The following is a 13,153-nucleotide window of genomic DNA, read 5'->3' as shown; positions in this document are numbered from 1 at the left end:
CGTGTCGTTCGCGATACGGGCACTTTTTTTGGCTGAGCGTCGACTGCAGGCCGATTGTCGGCTTTTTCGTTTGACGACAACCCGCCCTCGACCCGTCTGTCGACTGTCGAAGGCTTCCGGGCGTACCCGGAAGTACTAGACTCGCGCCTCCAGAACCGCTTCCTGGCCGCCGAACGTGTAACGTTCAGCACGACGCAAGTCCCAGTCGCTGGAGCGCTCGTCGCGCGAGAGCCGCGAGAATTCGTGCTTGCCGCGCTCGGTGACGACCGCGATGTCGACGGGAGCATGAAATCCAGGCGCGGGCGCCACGGTGCGCTGCCGGGTGAGTTCGAGCAAACCGAGCGCGCGCAGGAGGTCGAAAACGTTGGGACGTTTCGCCCAGGGAACCTGACGATACTGCGCACGGCGAAGTGCTTCGAGTACAACTTCGTTGGAATACGTGGTCATCTCGTTCTTTCTTCCTGTGCAGCCATGACGACGCCCGTGACGGTCGCAAAACGGGCCGCGACGTCGACTAAACGCGGCGCGCCGAATCTCGTCTGCGATGACGACTCGCAGCCGAATGTTTGGCCGCCGCTTGCGTTAGGTGCTGCTTTCTATTACAAGCCCCCGTTGAGAGCGCGCTAATCACGCGCTTTACTGCGACATCCGCCGATGCGTTCCAAAGCACGCGATGACGGAACGAATTGCCCTCAAACCAATACGTTACCCCAATCAAATTGGTTCTATTCACTTTATTGCTGCTTTTTTTTGCATTATTTGCGCTGTGGCGACGTCGCCGCACTCAGATCGCGATCGCCGTGGCGGCGTTCGCGTGGGCGATGGGCGCAGGCTGGCTCGCGACTCCGCTGCTCGATCTCGCGCAGCACGGCTATCGTCATACCGACGTGCCGTCGTTCGCCCCTCAGACGACGATGGTGCTGATGGGCGGCGGCACCGCTCGCAGCGACGCGGGACTCGTTCCGCAGTTCAATGCGATGCGGCGCATCGCCGCCATCGGGAAGCTTTATCGCGAGTGCCGCGAAACCGGCGCGTCGTGCAAGGTGATCCTGAGCGGCGGCGACCCGCAGCGCCACGGGCAGGCCGAAGCTGACAATTACGCGCCTTACGTGCTCGCGGAGGGCGTCGCTCCGGGCGATCTCGTGCGCGAGAATCAGAGCCTCAATACTTACCAGAACGCACGCAACGTGGCCGAAATTGTGGGCCCCGCACATGACAGCCGTTTGATCGTCGTCACATCCGCGTATCACATGCGGCGCTCGATGCGCGCGTTCGAGGCTTTCGGCTACTCTCCCGTGCCTTACGTGTCGGACGTGCGGCCCACTCGCGTCACCTTGCTTCCGCGTATGCGAGGTTTCGCGAACAGCGAACTCGCCATGCACGAACTCGTCGGGCTCGCGCGCTTCAATGTGTATCGCTGGTTGCATCTCTACTAGCCGGGCGCGCGCCGAAATGCTAAGCACTCTAAAATAATTCGACGACGACGCCTGCGCGTTCATGACCGGCGCCGGACGGACGCACGACACACGGTTGCCCGATTCCAGGCTTATGATGCGGATTGTCTGATCGTCAGACGCGCGAGGCTCGCGGCTGACGTCCCGCGAAGCGGCGGGAGCGATTTTTGCTCAGACGGAGGCGTCATTCCACCGGATCGGACAGACGATTCCCGGGTTCAACTGCCACTAGGAGGTAACAATGAAGAAAGTGTCCCTGGCTGTTCTGTTGTCCCTCAGCGCGGTCGCGTCGGGCGCTTATGCCCAGAGCGATCAGGGCGTGACCATGAGCACCGATCCTGCGAAGATCGCCGATATCGAATCGCGTGCGCAAAATTTGCAGACGCAGCAAGAGAACATGCAAAACATGCGCTCGCAGGCGCCTTCGCACAAGTCGATGCATCACAAGAAATCGCCCAAGCCGGCGGCTGGCTCGACCCAGTAAGCCTGGCTTCACACTGTAGGCACGGGGCCATTCACGCCGCCCTGGAACCGACACATCGGCTCCGGGGCGGTGCGGAATTTATTTAGTCGTTGTATCGCCCAGCGCTCACACGCGTGTCGCGCGATGCGACACCCAGTCTCCGCTCTCGATACACGGCTGTCCGGCGACGGCCGCAGCCGCGATCGGATAGATCAGGCAATCGATCCGATCCATCCTGCCATCGACATCCACTTCCACGTGCAGTCGATGCGATCGGAACAAGCCTTCGACGCCCGGATAAATCTCTTCGATTTCATCGAGCACGGGTACGAGCGCGTCGTCGATGCGATAGACGTCGCCGCGAATCGGCGCGCCCTCTTCGTCGATCACGAGGCCCGGATACGTGCCGAAGTCAAAGAGTCGCCCGCGGACATGCGCAGCGCCGATCCATTCCGGCGTCGCGATGCCGTTGCGTCCGGCTGCGCGGTTGATATCGTTGACCTCACCGGCGCGCAGCGTGCCGTAGACAAAAACGTATTGCATCGAAAACGCGCTCCTGTTGTCGGGAAGTTGACCCACGGCAATTATGCCCCGCGCAAAAATCGCGGCGCGCTCCGGGGAGCGCTTTCGGCTACCATCGGCGCGTGCGTCCCGATGAATCCCGGACGCCCGAACCCACTCCAACCGAGCGAACATGCCTACGTTTGTCGAATCGAGACCGTCGAGCGAGGAAGTCGAGCACCTCGACATCCCCGTCGAGCATTCGCCGACGCTCGATCATCCGATTCGCGTACGGTCGCGGCCGGTTCCTTATGGCGTGCGTATCGCGCTGCATACGCACCCTTGGGCGCAGGTCGCATACACGTCGCGCGGCGTGCTGCGCGTCGCGACCGCCGATTCCACCTGGATGGTGCCGCCCTCGCGCGCGATCTGGGTGCCACCCAATGTCACGCATGAAGTCGTGATCGTCGAGGACGCGTATCTACGCACGCTATATGTCGATGCGAGCGTGGTGCCGGCCGGACTCGGCGCATGCCGCGTCGTCGAAGTGTCGCCGCTCTTGCGCGAAGTCATCGCCGCGCTCGACGAAGAATCGATTTCCCGTCAACGCGAGCGGCTGCTTGGCACGCTCGCACTCGATGAGATCATCCGTTCGCAGCCTTTGCCGCTCTCCGTGCCGATGCCAAACGAAAAGCGACTGCGCGCCTTATGCAACGCCGTGCTGGCCGATCCGTCGCATTCTGATCTGGAACGCTGGTCGTCGGAAGCGGGCGCGAGTTCGCGCACCATCGCACGCCTGTTCAGGCGGGAACTTGGCGTGAGTTTTTCGCAGTGGCGTCAGCAGGCCGTCCTCGCGCGTGCAATTCCGCTACTGAGTCAGGGGCGCCCGCTCGCGCAAGTCGCGCGCGAACTGGGCTATCAAAGCCAGAGCGCATTTTCCGCGATGTTCCGTCGTGCGTTCGGCGAGAGCCCGCGCGCGTTTTTCGCGCGCGATACCCGCGATGATCGCGATACGCGCGAAATCGACGGTGCATAGGCGCGGTTCTTCAGACGCGCCGCACCATGTGCCGGATCGCGCCGAGCTGCGCGAGACGCGGACCCGCCGGCCGGTATCCCAGACGAATGTAGAGCCGCGCCGCGGGGTTATCGACGAACACGCGCAACTGACATTCGGCGAGCCCGCGCGCTCTCGCCCATCGATGCGCCGTGTTGAGCAGGAACGTTCCGGCTCCGCGCCCGCGATAACCCTGCGCGATCTGCACATCGCGGACGTGCAGCGAATTGTCTTCTTCGGTGACGCGCATGACCCCGATCGGAATTCCGTCCGCCTGCAAGATGAAATTTTCGGACTCACGCCAGCTGGAGAGGAAGAGATCGCCGCGCCACACGAGATTATGGCGACGGTAATAGCCGACCATGTTGTCGTGCGTGAGGGCTTCGGCGAAGGCGAAGTCCGCCATGGTCGCCTGGCGCAGTTGATAGAGCGAGAGGTCTTCGGTCGGGTCGAGCATCGCACGGGGCACGAGAACAAGTGCCTAAACACTAAGACAGTGCGCGCGGGCTGGCAATGGCCATTATTACGGTCGAGTGCGAATCGAAGGCGTACGAAAGGGAGCGGCCCGGCGAGCGGGCAAAAAAAATCCAGCCGACGGGCTGGATTTTTCGCACAACGATTTGGCGGAGCGGACGGGACTCGAACCCGCGACCCCCGGCGTGACAGGCCGGTATTCTAACCAACTGAACTACCGCTCCACTTCTTTGATCGACTCGCAGTGTCATCTGCGAACCTTGCAGCGCTTTCTACTAGCAGCCGCCGATGTTCTGGCGTCCCCTAGGGGATTCGAACCCCTGTACTCACCGTGAAAGGGTGATGTCCTAGGCCTCTAGACGAAGGGGACTTCAACTTCTACACACTTTGCGGCGAAAAAAAACCGGCTCTCATTAGCCGGAGTGTTCCTGCTCGCAAGTTTGGCGGAGCGGACGGGACTCGAACCCGCGACCCCCGGCGTGACAGGCCGGTATTCTAACCAACTGAACTACCGCTCCACTTCTTTTCATCAACCCGCAATGTCACCTGCGAGTCTTGCAGCGCTTTTTACTAGCAGCCGCCGATGTTCTGGCGTCCCCTAGGGGATTCGAACCCCTGTACTCACCGTGAAAGGGTGATGTCCTAGGCCTCTAGACGAAGGGGACAGAAACTTGTGATTCTGTCTGTACTACCTTTCGCTTTGGCAACCTACTTGACGCCAATCAGCGAAGACCGAAATTCTATACAACTTCGTGCTACTTGTGAAGTATTTTCTGCGCTTTCCGATTCCGGTCAAACAGCTTCGCGCTACTTCATCTGTTCTTTGGTGGAGGTAAGCGGGATCGAACCGCTGACCTCTTGCATGCCATGCAAGCGCTCTCCCAGCTGAGCTATACCCCCTTGCAGAACAGAAACGAGATTGTATAGGGCGTATTTGAAGCTGTAAATACCTTCTGACGACTTAAGCGAAACTTTTTTGTCTCGTCGGACGCCGATGCGCGCAATGGATGACGCGCGATCGCCGCCGCGAGTCATCCGTCGTTGCGCAATCAGCCGTTCGCCTTCTCCAGACGCTTCAACACGGCATCGCGACCGAAGAGCATCAGGACCGCATCGATCGATGGCGTGTGGGTCGTGCCCGCGACCAGCAGCCGTACCGGCATCGCGAGTTGCGGCATCTTGAGCTTGTGCGCCGTGAGGGTCGACTTGAGCGCCGCCGCGATCGCTTCCTTGCTCCACTCGACGTTCGCGAGCGCCGCACGCAAGTCGGCGATGGCCGGACGCACGGCATCGGTGACGTGTTGCGCGAAGGCGTCCGGATCGATGGCAGGCTCGCGGTAGAACATTGCGGCGTTATCGGCGATCTCCTTCACCGTCGACGCGCGATCCTTCAGGAGCGCGATCGCCTGATCGAGCGGCGCGCCGCCGTCGATGGCAGCGGTATCGACGCCCGCCTCCAGCAGGAACGGCTTCGTCAGCTCCGCGAGCCGCGCGTTGTCCGCTTCCTTGATGTAATGCGCGTTGAGCCAGTTGAGCTTGTCGTGGTCGTACTGAGCCGGCGACTTGCCGAGATGCTCGAGATCGAACCATTCGACGAACTGCTCGCGCGAAAAGATCTCGGCATCGCCATGCGACCAGCCGAGGCGCGCGAGATAGTTCACGACCGCCTCCGGCAGATAGCCGTTGTCGCGATAGCCCGTCACGCTCATCGCGCCGTGGCGCTTGCTCATCTTCTCGCCCTGCTCGTTCAGCACCGTCGGAAGATGCGCGTACACCGGCGCCTCGCCGCCGAGCGCGCGCAGGATATTGATCTGACGCGGCGTGTTGTTCACGTGATCGTCGCCACGAATGACGTGCGTGATTTTCATGTCGAGATCGTCGACGACCACGCAGAAGTTATAGGTCGGCGTGCCGTCGGGGCGCGCGATCACGAGATCGTCGAGCTCCTCGTTCGAGATTTCGATGTGGCCTTTCACCGCGTCGTCCCAGGCGACCGCGCCGGTCAACGGATTGCGAAAGCGCACGACCGGCTTCACGCCTTCCGGCACCGGCGGCAGCACCTTGCCCGGCTCGGGACGCCACGTGCCGTCGTAGCGCGGCTTCTCGCCCGCGGCGCGCTGGCGCTCGCGCAGCGCGTCGAGTTCTTCCGTCGACATATAGCAGTGGTATGCGAGCCCTTTCTCCATCATCTGCGCGACGACCTCGCGATAACGCTCCATGCGCTGCATCTGATAGAACGGGCCTTCGTCGAAATCGAGTCCGAGCCACGCCATGCCTTCGAGAATCGCATCGACCGATGCATCGGTGGAGCGTTCCAGATCGGTGTCCTCGATGCGCAGCACGAAGGTGCCCTTCATCTTGCGTGCGAACGCCCACGGATAGAGCGCGGAGCGGATATTGCCGAGATGGATGAAGCCGGTCGGGCTCGGGGCGAAGCGTGTACGGACTTGGGTGGTCATTGCTGTTTACTCGATGAATGGCGGTGCGCGCTCGCGCTCGATTCCCGCTCAAAATGAGACGAAATTATACTCGCCGCCCGCTTTGTGCCGGTCCGCGCGCCTTTTGTTTTATGATGTGCGCGCTTTTCCCGATCTCCCGAAACACCCGCCTGCAACGCCCGCACGGACGGGCGTCCGGGACCCGCTGCACCGCCGGAGCACAACTTGAATTCATCGTCACCCCGTCTTTCGCGCCGCGCGTTCTCGCTCGCGGCCGCATCGTCCATTCTCGCCGCCTGCACGACCACGAGCGGCGGCGTGTCGGGCGAAACCGCCTCCGGCACGCCGGTCGCGCCGCCGTCGAACACGGAGCCGCAGCGGCCGATTCGTATCGGTCTCGCGCTCGGCGGCGGCGCCGCGCGCGGCTTCGCGCATATCGGCGTGATCAAGGCGCTCGAAGCGCGCAACGTGCGCGTCGATCTCGTCGCGGGCACGAGCGCGGGTTCGGTGATCGCGGCGCTGTACGCATCGGGGATGACCGGCATCGCGATCAACAAGCTCGCGCTCACCATGGACGAAGCCTCGATCAGCGACTGGGCGATGCCCTTTCGCACGCGCGGCATCCTGCAAGGCGTCGCGCTGCAAAACTATCTGAACAAGACGCTCGACAACCGTCCGATCGAAAAGATGGCGAAGCCGCTCGGCATCGTCGCCACGGATCTGAAGAGCGGCCAGCCGATTCTCTTCCAGCGCGGCAACACGGGCATCGCGGTGCGGGCGTCGTGCAGCGTGCCGTCGATTTTCGAGCCGGTGAAGATCGGCGAACGCGAGTATGTCGACGGCGGCCTCGTGAGTCCGGTGCCGGCGGCGTTCGCGCGCAAGATGGGCGCCGATTTCGTGATCGCGGTCGATATCTCGGCGCGGCCGGAAAGCGGGCTCACGTCCAGTTCGTTCGACGTGCTGATGCAGACGTTCACGATCATGGGCCAGACCATCAAGGCCTATGAACTCGACAAATACGCAAACGCGGTGATTCGCCCGAATCTCGTCGCGATGAGCAGCAGCGATTTCAGCCAGCGCAACGCGTCGATCCTCGCGGGCGAGGAAGCGGTCGCCAAAATGTGGCCGACGCTGCAGCGCCAGCTCGCGGAGCGCGGCGCGCGGGTCTGATCGTTTTCATCGCGCGTCAAATGCAACGAGGCCACGCAATGTTGCGTGGCCTCGTGTCTTTTCAAGCGTCTCGATTTAGCGCAGCGACTTCACCTTGTCGGCCGTCACATCGCCGGGCTGTCCGCCCCACGTCACGCGAAGATAGTTCGCGAGTTGCGCGATCTGCTCATCGCCGTAAGTGCCGGCGAATCCCGGCATGGTTTGCATGTTCTCGATGCCCGGAAAACGCTGCGCCTCGATGCCGTCGAGCATCGACGTGACGAGATTGCGCGGGTCGGCCTGACGCAAGGTCGAGTTGCCATCCATGCCCACCGCGACATGCGGCTTGCCCTGAGCTTCGATCCCGTGACAGCCCGCGCAGGAATCGAGGTAGAGATGGCGGCCCGCGGTGAGTTGCGCCGTGTCGTCGAACTTGACGGTGACGAGCGGCGCGGGTTGCGGCGGCGCGTCGCCGAGTAGGTATGTCGAGAGCGCGCGCAAGTCATCGGCGTTCAGGTGCTGCGTGCTCAGATAGATCACGGGATGCATCTCGCCGAACGCGGAACCTTGCTTCGCCACGCCGGTTGCGAAGAACGCCTGCAGATCCGCGCCCGTCCAGCCGCGCGCGGCGAGCGCGGTCGGCGTGATGTCCGGCGCCCCGATGCGCCCGAGCGTGCCGCCCTGCAACGTCAGCGCGCCCTGCATCTGGCCGAACGCGCCGCGCGGCGAGTGGCATTCCGCGCAATGGCCCAGCGCGTTGGCCAGATAGCGCCCGCGCGTCCAGTCGGCGGACTGTCCCGACGATGCATCCGGCAGCGTGTCCTTCAGAAACAGCATGTCCCAGAAGCGCACGGCGAAGCGCACGCTGTATGGAAACTTGAGATCGGATGCGACGTTCGGCACCGCCGCGGGCTTTTGCGTCATCAGGTACGCGTAGATCGCGTCGCTGTCCTCGCGCGACATCTGCCGGTACGACGTGTACGGCATCGCGGGATAGAGTTTTGTGCTTCGGCGTCACGCCATCGTGCAGCGCGCCGTAGAACTCGTCGGCGCTCCACATGCCGATGCCGTGCTTCGGATCGGGCGTGATGTTCGTGCCGTAGAAGGTGCCGAATTGCGATTCGAGCTTCACGCCGCCCGCGAACGGCGCGCCGCCGGGCGCCGTGTGGCACGCGGCGCAATCGGCGGCATGCGCGAGGTAGCGTCCGCGCGCGATCTGCTCGGGCGAGCTTTTCGGCGGTGTCGCCATATCGTTGTGGCCGCCGCAACCGGCGAGCGCGAACGATGCCGCCACCAAAGGCGCAACGACACGGGTCAGGATCGATCTCATCATGCGACGTCCTTCACGAGTCCGGGCGTGGCGAGCACGAGATCCTTGACCGCTTCGTAGTAGCGCACATAGCCGGTGCAGCGGCAGATGTGCTCGTTCAGCGCGTCCATGATCGTCGCTTCGATCTGGTCTTTCGCGATCGGATTGCGCCTGAGCCTTTCGATCAGCACGGTCGTCGCGTTGACGAAGCCCGGCGTGCAATAGCCGCACTGGAAGCTGAAGTGTTCGAGGAACTTCTGCTGCACCGTCGACATTTCGACGACGTCGCCCTGCTCGTTGCGCTTCGCATGGCCTTCGACCGTGCGCACGGACTTGCCGTCGAAGAAATGCGCGCCGTTGATGCACGTGCGCGCTTCCTCGCTGGTGCCGTCCGCGTGGTCGACGATCACCACGCACGCGTGGCAGATGCCCTGACCGCAGCCGAGACGCGAGCCGGTGAGGCCGAGATATTCGTGCAGAAAATCGATCATCGACAGACCGGCGGGCACCTGCATCGGGCCGATCTTTTTGCCGTTGATCGTCATCGAGAGCGCGCGCGATTCGATGCTCGCGGCGGATTGGATGGCCGTCATGCGAGCACCTCCTGAATGTTTTGCGGCGTCACCGGCAGATCGGTGAAGCGATGGCCGATCGCGTGCGCGATCGCGTTGACGATGGCCCCGACCACCGGAATCATCACCACTTCGGCGATGCCCTTCGGCGGGTCGGTTTCGGAAAGCGGCGGCAGCACTTCGCCCGTCTGCTTCCACACGGCGACGTCGCTCGCGAGCGGCAGGCGATAGCGATTGAAGTTCCACGTGCCGTTGCCGGGGCCGTCTTCGTAGAGCGGCAGATATTCGTGCAGCGCGTGCCCGATGCCCATCGCGAGGCCGCCCTGCAACTGACCCGATACGAGTTGCGGCGCGATCTGATTGCCGCATTCCATGATCGAATGATGCGAAAGCAATTCGACCTCGCCGCTCGATTCGCTCACGGCGAGTTCGACGAGCGTGCCGAGCGCGCTGTAGTACGTGACGGTCGCGTTGTTGCGTTGCACGGGCGCGATGAAAACACGCTTGCGGTCGAGCACCGTGTAACCGTTGGGCGTGGCTTTCGCGGCGCGTTTTGCGTGGCCGTCGCCGAAGCGCAGCGAAAGACCGTCGAGCGGAAGCCGCACGACCTCGCCCGCGATATCGAACTGCGCCTCGCTCCATTGCCAGCGGTTGAACGTATGCACCGCCGCGCCCGTGACGAGCCCGAGTTCGTGCGCCTTCTTCGCGAGTGCTTCGAAAGCAATCGGCCCGAGTCCGTCGGCGGAAAGCTTGCCGTCCGTCCAACGCGCGTCTTCGATGCGCACGACGAACGATGTCGCCTGACCGCCGCCGATGCCCTGCCCCCAGATCGCGAGCGCCGCGGGCCAGATGCCGTGGCGGAAGATCACGCGCGCCGCCTCGCGCGTCGCGTGCGTGAAGTAGTACGCGGAGTTCGTCGCGCTCGCCGGCGACATGTACGCGGGCGACCAGCGCGGATTCGCGCTCAGGCGATCCTGCTCGGCCTGCGACATGATGTACGGATCGCCGCTCGTGACGACAGGTAGATCCGTCCAGTCGATCGTCGCCATGTGAACCTCGGCCGCGGGCTTGCCGAGCCATTTCGCGCACGCGAGCGCCTGCGACGTCGACGAACCGGTGCCGATCTCCGCGCCCGAATGATGCAGCGCGATGCGACCATCGACGGTGAATTCGATCCTGGCGAACGCGCTCTCCGCGCCCGTGCCGAAGTCCTTCTGCGTGCACGCGAACCCGACGCCGTAGCGCTTGCCCGGATGCGCGGCTTCGTATTCCGACTTGCGTTTCGCGCGCTCCGTCCAGAGCGGATGCGCCTGCGCGCGCCGAAGCACGTCCTCGGCGCGCACGGCGCCCGCCGGAATCGCGCCCTGCGTGTTCTTCATGCCGGTGCGCATCACGTTCTTCAGGCGCAGTTCGATCGGATCGAGTTCGAGCGTGTGCGCGATTTCGTCGATCATCATCTCGGTCGCGGCCATGCTCTGCAGCGTGCCGTAGCCGCGCGCCGATCCCGCGTCCACCGCGCGCGATGCGATCGCGGTCGCGGTCAGATCGCTCTTCGGGATGTAGTAGATGGATTGCGCCGCCGTCGCACCGACCATCGCGACCGATGGCGAGAAGTTGCAACGCCCGCCGCCATTGGCGACGAAATCGCCCTTGAACGCCTGAATCAGCCCCGACTTCCGGTCGATCACCATGCGATAGCGCATGTCGAACGCGTGCCGCTTGAGCGAAGTCTGGAACTGCTCGAAGCGATCGTTGGCGAGACGCACCGGACGGCCATCGCCGTACAGCGACGCGAGCAGGCCGTAGAACGGCATGTTGTAGTGATCCTTCGATCCATAGCCGACCGTGTAGCACGGATGCAGGAACAGGTTCTTTACCGCAAAGCGCGACTTCGCCGTCATCTCGATCGCGCTTTCGGCCACTTCATGCGGGCCTTGCGTCGGGATGACCATATGCAGCGACTGCGTCGCCGCGTCGTACCAGCAGTTCGCGTTGTCGGGTTCGAGCGCGGCTGTGTCGACGGATTGCGTGCGATAAGCACGGTCCACGACGAGCCACTCGGCCGGCGGATGATCGAGCGTGTCGCCGATCGCGTTCGCATGGAACACACCCTGCTCGTCGAGCTTGCCGTGCTCGGCGGCGCTCGCCCAGACCGGCTCGCGCTTCTTCATCATGTGCGGAAAGAGCGGCGTGTCCTTGAGACTGGAGAAGGTATCGTCGTCGTAAGGCGTCTTGCCGCCGACGCGCACGAAGCGGAACGCCGCCCACGGATCGCGCTCGATCGGACCGGTCGTCGCGCCGTAACGGATGACGCCGTCGCGGAACTGGAGCTTGTCCTTCGCGAAGCGAAAACGCGCGAAATCGTGGTAGATCAGGATCGCGACCGCCTGCCCGAGATACGCCGGCGTCTTGCCGGCGGGCAGCAGCATGTCGTCGCCATAGAAAGCGGGGAACGCGAGCTTGTCGCGCGCGAGATCGTCCGCGGTGACGATGCGATCGGGCGCGAGGCCGCCGTCGAGCATCGAGAGATCGAACCCCTCGTAGATGCAGTCGGCGCGCGTCGTGCGCAGGATCAGCGCGTGCGACTGGTCCTTCGGCCAATGCGGCATGTCCGCCGCGCGAACGTCGCGCGCGAACACCTTCGCGCCCGTCACCTTCGCGATGCCGTCGATGCGAAACTTCGCGCCGCCGCTTGTCGCATCCCACTGGACGGGAGTCAGAATCTTCTCTTCGAACAACGCGGCGAATGCACGGCTGCCGAGCGGCGCAACGAACACCGACACGCCAGCGAGCGCACTCGCTTTCAGAAAACCGCGCCTCGACAGGCCGAGTTTCCCCATTTACTTCTCCCCAAGTGATCGCCAGCGGATCGTCCGCAGCGGGACCGTTACCCGCCGCAAGTTCGGCAATGTGAATTTTGTTTGCAATGCGAAGCATTGCCACGCGGGCGATTCCTTTTCCGAACGCGTGATTCAGCGAGCCGGAATTGATTGCCGACGCGCAGCGGGCGCGATTTTAAGTCGCAGGGGAAGGGGCAACAACGCTCGCGACGTCAAGTTCTGTCAAACATGAAATGCGTTGCGGACGAGCGGAAAGTCGCGAGCGAAAACAAAACGGCGGCTCGCAATGAGCCGCCGTTCGTGGGAATGCAGGCAGGACCGGATCAGTAATCCGCGTCCCCGATCCAGGCCGCCTGGATCGCCTCCAGAATCTTTTCGTTGGATTTTTGCGGATCGTCGTCGAAACCGTCCAGTTCAGTAATCCAGCGATGCAGGTCAGTGAAACGCACATATTGGGGATCGATATCCTGATGCGCGTCGGTGAGTGCCATCGCGATCTCCTGAGTATCTGTCCACTTCATGGGCGAGCCTCCTGTCAGTGATTTTCTTTGGCGTGATTGATTGAGTACCGCGGGATCTCGACCACCAGATCCTCGTCGGCAGGCACCATTGCCTGACATGATAACCGCGATGTCGGTTCGAGACCCCACGCTTTGTCGAGGAGATCGTCCTCGTCTTCCTCGGACGGCTCGAGCGCGTTGAAGCCCTCCCGGATGATGACGTGGCACGTCGTGCATGCGCACGATTTCTCGCAGGCATGCTCGATCTCGATGCCGTGTTCCAGCAGGTTGTCGCAGATGCTCTTGCTGACGTCGGCGTCGATCACCGCGCCATCCGGGCAGAGTTCCACGTGAGGCAGCACAACGATTTGAGGCATGGGACTGATTTTCCGTAAATGC

Annotated in this window: 12 protein-coding genes, 5 tRNA genes and 1 pseudogene; 4 read left to right on the top strand and 14 right to left on the bottom strand. The window is 63.0% G+C overall.

Annotated elements, in window-relative coordinates; all coding sequences use genetic code 11:
• Nucleotides 1-135: 135 nt before the first annotated feature.
• The gene (locus ACEN42_RS06705; RefSeq protein ID WP_035501123.1) at nt 136-447 is read right to left on the bottom strand and encodes a hypothetical protein; all 312 of its coding nucleotides are present in this window, start codon (nt 445-447) and stop codon (nt 136-138) included.
• Between the two features lie 353 nt (nt 448-800).
• Here ACEN42_RS06705 and ACEN42_RS06700 point away from each other — a divergent pair, with 353 nt between their 5' ends.
• Complete coding sequence (locus ACEN42_RS06700; protein WP_371880968.1) at nt 801-1,436, top strand: YdcF family protein; 636 nt, start codon at nt 801-803, stop codon at nt 1,434-1,436.
• A 259-nt stretch (nt 1,437-1,695) separates the two neighbouring features.
• Nucleotides 1,696-1,938 (top strand): hypothetical protein, encoded by a 243-nt coding sequence (locus ACEN42_RS06695; RefSeq protein ID WP_187604555.1) that lies wholly within the window; start codon nt 1,696-1,698, stop codon nt 1,936-1,938.
• Between the two features lie 105 nt (nt 1,939-2,043).
• Here ACEN42_RS06695 and ACEN42_RS06690 read toward each other — a convergent pair whose 3' ends face one another.
• Nucleotides 2,044-2,460 carry a gamma-glutamylcyclotransferase gene (locus ACEN42_RS06690; RefSeq protein ID WP_371880967.1) on the bottom strand — a complete coding sequence of 139 codons (417 nt, stop codon included), beginning with the start codon at nt 2,458-2,460 and terminating at the stop codon, nt 2,044-2,046.
• 151 nt (nt 2,461-2,611) lie between these two features.
• On the opposite strand from ACEN42_RS06690, the gene ACEN42_RS06685 reads away from it, so the two are divergent.
• Nucleotides 2,612-3,454, top strand: coding sequence for a helix-turn-helix domain-containing protein (locus ACEN42_RS06685; RefSeq protein WP_035501127.1), 843 nt, complete (start codon nt 2,612-2,614; stop codon nt 3,452-3,454).
• 10 nt (nt 3,455-3,464) lie between these two features.
• Here the strand turns inward: ACEN42_RS06685 and ACEN42_RS06680 are convergent, their stop codons facing one another.
• From ACEN42_RS06680 to gltX, 7 genes are all read right to left on the bottom strand, one after another.
• The gene (locus tag ACEN42_RS06680) at nt 3,465-3,929 is read right to left on the bottom strand and encodes a GNAT family N-acetyltransferase (RefSeq protein WP_035501128.1); all 465 of its coding nucleotides are present in this window, start codon (nt 3,927-3,929) and stop codon (nt 3,465-3,467) included.
• A 164-nt stretch (nt 3,930-4,093) separates the two neighbouring features.
• Nucleotides 4,094-4,170: transfer RNA gene (locus tag ACEN42_RS06675), tRNA-Asp, on the bottom strand.
• A 70-nt stretch (nt 4,171-4,240) separates the two neighbouring features.
• A tRNA-Glu gene (locus tag ACEN42_RS06670) sits at nt 4,241-4,316 on the bottom strand.
• Nucleotides 4,317-4,387: 71 nt separating this feature from the next.
• Nucleotides 4,388-4,464, bottom strand: a tRNA-Asp gene (locus ACEN42_RS06665).
• Between the two features lie 71 nt (nt 4,465-4,535).
• Nucleotides 4,536-4,611 (bottom strand) — tRNA-Glu (locus ACEN42_RS06660).
• Between the two features lie 159 nt (nt 4,612-4,770).
• Nucleotides 4,771-4,846: transfer RNA gene (locus ACEN42_RS06655), tRNA-Ala, on the bottom strand.
• 149 nt (nt 4,847-4,995) lie between these two features.
• Nucleotides 4,996-6,405: a glutamate--tRNA ligase gene (gene gltX, locus ACEN42_RS06650; RefSeq protein WP_371880966.1), complete on the bottom strand. Its 1,410-nt coding sequence runs from the start codon at nt 6,403-6,405 to the stop codon at nt 4,996-4,998.
• Nucleotides 6,406-6,609: 204 nt separating this feature from the next.
• Between gltX and ACEN42_RS06645 the strand changes: the two genes are divergently transcribed.
• A complete protein-coding gene (locus ACEN42_RS06645) occupies nt 6,610-7,554 on the top strand; it encodes a patatin-like phospholipase family protein (protein ID WP_371880965.1) in 945 nt (314 codons plus the stop codon).
• A gap of 75 nt (nt 7,555-7,629) precedes the next feature.
• Here ACEN42_RS06645 and ACEN42_RS06640 read toward each other — a convergent pair.
• The 5 genes and pseudogenes from ACEN42_RS06640 to fdx form a co-directional block, all read right to left on the bottom strand.
• A pseudogene (locus ACEN42_RS06640) lies at nt 7,630-8,866 on the bottom strand (cytochrome c).
• Complete coding sequence (locus ACEN42_RS06635; RefSeq protein ID WP_371880964.1) at nt 8,863-9,435, bottom strand: (2Fe-2S)-binding protein; 573 nt, start codon at nt 9,433-9,435, stop codon at nt 8,863-8,865. Before ACEN42_RS06635 ends, ACEN42_RS06640 begins: the two are co-directional and overlap by 4 nt.
• Nucleotides 9,432-12,254 carry a xanthine dehydrogenase family protein molybdopterin-binding subunit gene (locus ACEN42_RS06630; protein ID WP_371880963.1) on the bottom strand — a complete coding sequence of 941 codons (2,823 nt, stop codon included), beginning with the start codon at nt 12,252-12,254 and terminating at the stop codon, nt 9,432-9,434. Before ACEN42_RS06630 ends, ACEN42_RS06635 begins: the two co-directional genes overlap by 4 nt.
• Before the next feature lie 323 nt (nt 12,255-12,577).
• Complete coding sequence (gene iscX / locus ACEN42_RS06625) at nt 12,578-12,775, bottom strand: Fe-S cluster assembly protein IscX (protein WP_371880962.1); 198 nt, start codon at nt 12,773-12,775, stop codon at nt 12,578-12,580.
• 14 nt (nt 12,776-12,789) lie between these two features.
• Nucleotides 12,790-13,131 (bottom strand): ISC system 2Fe-2S type ferredoxin, encoded by a 342-nt coding sequence (gene fdx, locus ACEN42_RS06620; RefSeq protein ID WP_187604546.1) that lies wholly within the window; start codon nt 13,129-13,131, stop codon nt 12,790-12,792.
• Between the last annotated feature and the right edge of the window lie 22 nt (nt 13,132-13,153).

Source organism: Caballeronia sp. S22 (genome assembly GCF_964261745.1).
GTDB classification, from domain to species: domain Bacteria; phylum Pseudomonadota; class Gammaproteobacteria; order Burkholderiales; family Burkholderiaceae; genus Caballeronia; species Caballeronia jiangsuensis.
The sequence above is the reverse complement of the archived record's forward strand: the minus strand, read 5'-3'. Positions and strand labels throughout refer to the sequence as shown.

Coding starts and splice junctions, on each gene's coding strand:
- ACEN42_RS06705 (WP_035501123.1), bottom strand. CDS start 447: ATGACCACGTATTCCAACGAAGTTGTACTCGAAGCACTTCGCCGTGCG.
- ACEN42_RS06695 (WP_187604555.1), top strand. CDS start 1,696: ATGAAGAAAGTGTCCCTGGCTGTTCTGTTGTCCCTCAGCGCGGTCGCG.
- ACEN42_RS06690 (WP_371880967.1), bottom strand. CDS start 2,460: ATGCAATACGTTTTTGTCTACGGCACGCTGCGCGCCGGTGAGGTCAAC.
- ACEN42_RS06685 (WP_035501127.1), top strand. CDS start 2,612: ATGCCTACGTTTGTCGAATCGAGACCGTCGAGCGAGGAAGTCGAGCAC.
- ACEN42_RS06680 (WP_035501128.1), bottom strand. CDS start 3,929: ATGCTCGACCCGACCGAAGACCTCTCGCTCTATCAACTGCGCCAGGCG.
- gltX (WP_371880966.1), bottom strand. CDS start 6,405: ATGACCACCCAAGTCCGTACACGCTTCGCCCCGAGCCCGACCGGCTTC.
- ACEN42_RS06635 (WP_371880964.1), bottom strand. CDS start 9,435: ATGACGGCCATCCAATCCGCCGCGAGCATCGAATCGCGCGCGCTCTCG.
- ACEN42_RS06630 (WP_371880963.1), bottom strand. CDS start 12,254: ATGGGGAAACTCGGCCTGTCGAGGCGCGGTTTTCTGAAAGCGAGTGCG.
- iscX (WP_371880962.1), bottom strand. CDS start 12,775: ATGAAGTGGACAGATACTCAGGAGATCGCGATGGCACTCACCGACGCG.
- fdx (WP_187604546.1), bottom strand. CDS start 13,131: ATGCCTCAAATCGTTGTGCTGCCTCACGTGGAACTCTGCCCGGATGGC.